Origin of the sequence: Dietzia maris, assembly GCF_014144855.1 — a bacterium.
GTDB lineage: Bacteria > Actinomycetota > Actinomycetes > Mycobacteriales > Mycobacteriaceae > Dietzia > Dietzia kunjamensis.
This window is the reverse complement of sequence record NZ_JAALDN010000439.1, coordinates 1-1,856: the sequence shown is the minus strand read 5'-3', so window position 1 is coordinate 1,856 and position 1,856 is coordinate 1. Positions and strand designations below refer to the sequence as shown.

1 protein-coding gene and 1 pseudogene are annotated in these 1,856 nt (G+C 73.1%); both read left to right on the top strand.

Annotation, left to right across the window (positions count from 1 at the left end; all coding sequences use genetic code 11):
* Positions 1 to 152 precede the first annotated feature (152 nt).
* A complete protein-coding gene (locus tag G6024_RS13895) occupies positions 153 to 1,499 on the top strand; it encodes a circularly permuted type 2 ATP-grasp protein (RefSeq protein WP_235027916.1) in 1,347 nt (448 codons plus the stop codon).
* Positions 1,500 to 1,566: 67 nt separating this feature from the next.
* Positions 1,567 to 1,856 (top strand): annotated as a pseudogene (locus tag G6024_RS13890) (carboxylate--amine ligase/circularly permuted type 2 ATP-grasp protein); the annotation flags it as partial.

Sequence of the window (1,856 nt, the reverse complement as noted above, 5' to 3'; positions counted from 1 at the left end):
CCGCCGGGATCAGCGGTCCCCGGTCGGCGGTCCCCGATGCCCACTCACGACTGTTCGGCGTCTAGGAACCGATCGAGGGCCTCGACGCCGACCCGAGCTGGGACGAGGCGGTCGAGGAGGGGGGTGCCCCCCGTGAGGCCTACGCTCCCGTGATGTCGGCCCTGGACCGGGCGGGCACCGTGCGGCTCCGGTCGCGACAGGTGACGGCGGAGAAGGAGGCCTCGGTGGCCGGGGTGACGTTCCGGGTCACCGGACAGGAGCGGCCCCAGGCGTTCCCCATGGACTTCGTACCCCGCATCATCTCGCCCGAAGTGTGGCGGGTGCTGGCCGCCGGCACGGAGCAGCGCGCCCGCGCCCTGGACGCCTTCCTCGACGACATCTACGGCCAGCGCGAGTTCGTGCGCGCGGGGCACATGACGCCCGAGTCCCTGGACCGCGCCCCCGGTCACCGCAGCACGGGACGCGTACAGCGGCCGGGTCGGACGCGGGCGCACATCTGCGGGATCGACCTGGTGTGCGGGGACGACGGCACGTGGTTCGTGCTGGAGGACAACGTCCGGGTGCCCTCCGGGATCGCCTTCTCCCACGCCCTGCGACAGATGACCACCTCCCTGTTCGGCGACCTCACGGGCGGGTTCGATCTCCACGCGCCGGACGAGGCGTTCGGCATGATCCGCGAGACGCTCGAGGCGGCCGCGCCGCCGGCCGCCGGGGACGAGCCGCAGCTCGCGGTCGTCTCCTCCGGGCCGACCGACTCGGCCTGGTTCGAGCACCGACTCATCGCGCAGCGCACCGGACTGCCGCTGGTCACGCCCGACCGGCTCACCTTCCGGGACGGGGTGCTGCACTATCGTGCGGGCCGCGATCTGCACCGGGTGGACGTCATGTACGCCCGGATAGACGAGGACATGCTCCTCAGCTCGCCGGGCGACGACGGCATCCCGCTGCGCGACGGGCTGCTCGACGCGCTCGGGGCCGGACGCCTGACCATCGCCAACGCTCTCGGCAACGGGGTGGCCGACGACAAGGCCGTCTACGCCTCCGTCCCCGCCATGATCGACTTCTACCTGGGGGAGACCCCGATCCTCGAGCAGGTCCCCACCTACCTGTGTGCCGACCGGACGCAGCGGGACCTCGTGTTGGACCGCCTCGGCGAGCTGGTGGTCAAGCCGATCGACGGGTACGGCGGACTCGGGATCACCATCGGGCCGGAGTGCTCGGAGGCGGAGCTGGCCGCCCGCCGGGAGGACCTGCTCACCCGGCCGGAGGGGTTCATCGCCCAGGAGGTCGTGCCCCTGTCCACGTTGCCGACCTTCGACGGGACCCGGATGCAGCGCCGGCACGTGGACCTCCGCGCGTTCGCCCACGTCCGACGCGAAGGGGGCAGGACCACCGCGCACGCGGTCCCGGCCGGGCTCACCCGGGTCGCGCCGGCGGGATCGATGATCGTCAACTCCTCGCGGGGCGGCGGCGGCAAGGACACGTGGATCATGCGGTGACCCCCGCGCCGGGCGCGGGGAGCTGCTGCGGGTGCGGGTGCGCCCGCGTTCCCTTAGCGTGGGAATGATGACCGACGCACAGCGATGGATCAGAGTCGAAGAGGAACTCCACCTCGTCGACACGAGGACCCGGCGACCGGTTCGGCGGGCAACGGACGTGCTCGCCGCTCTCGGCGACACCGGGCAACGGGGACAGGAGGGCCACGTCCGGCCGGAGCAACACGGCGCGATCGTGGTCGCGGACGCGGGCGCCCACACCGGGCTCGGCGAGCTCGGGGACGCCCTCCGCCGTAACCGGACCCGCCTGGCGGAGGCCGCCAACGGACTGCGGACCGGGGTGGTCGCGGCAGGGTCGCT

Coding starts and splice junctions, on each gene's coding strand:
- G6024_RS13895 (WP_235027916.1), top strand. CDS start 153: ATGTCGGCCCTGGACCGGGCGGGCACCGTGCGGCTCCGGTCGCGACAG.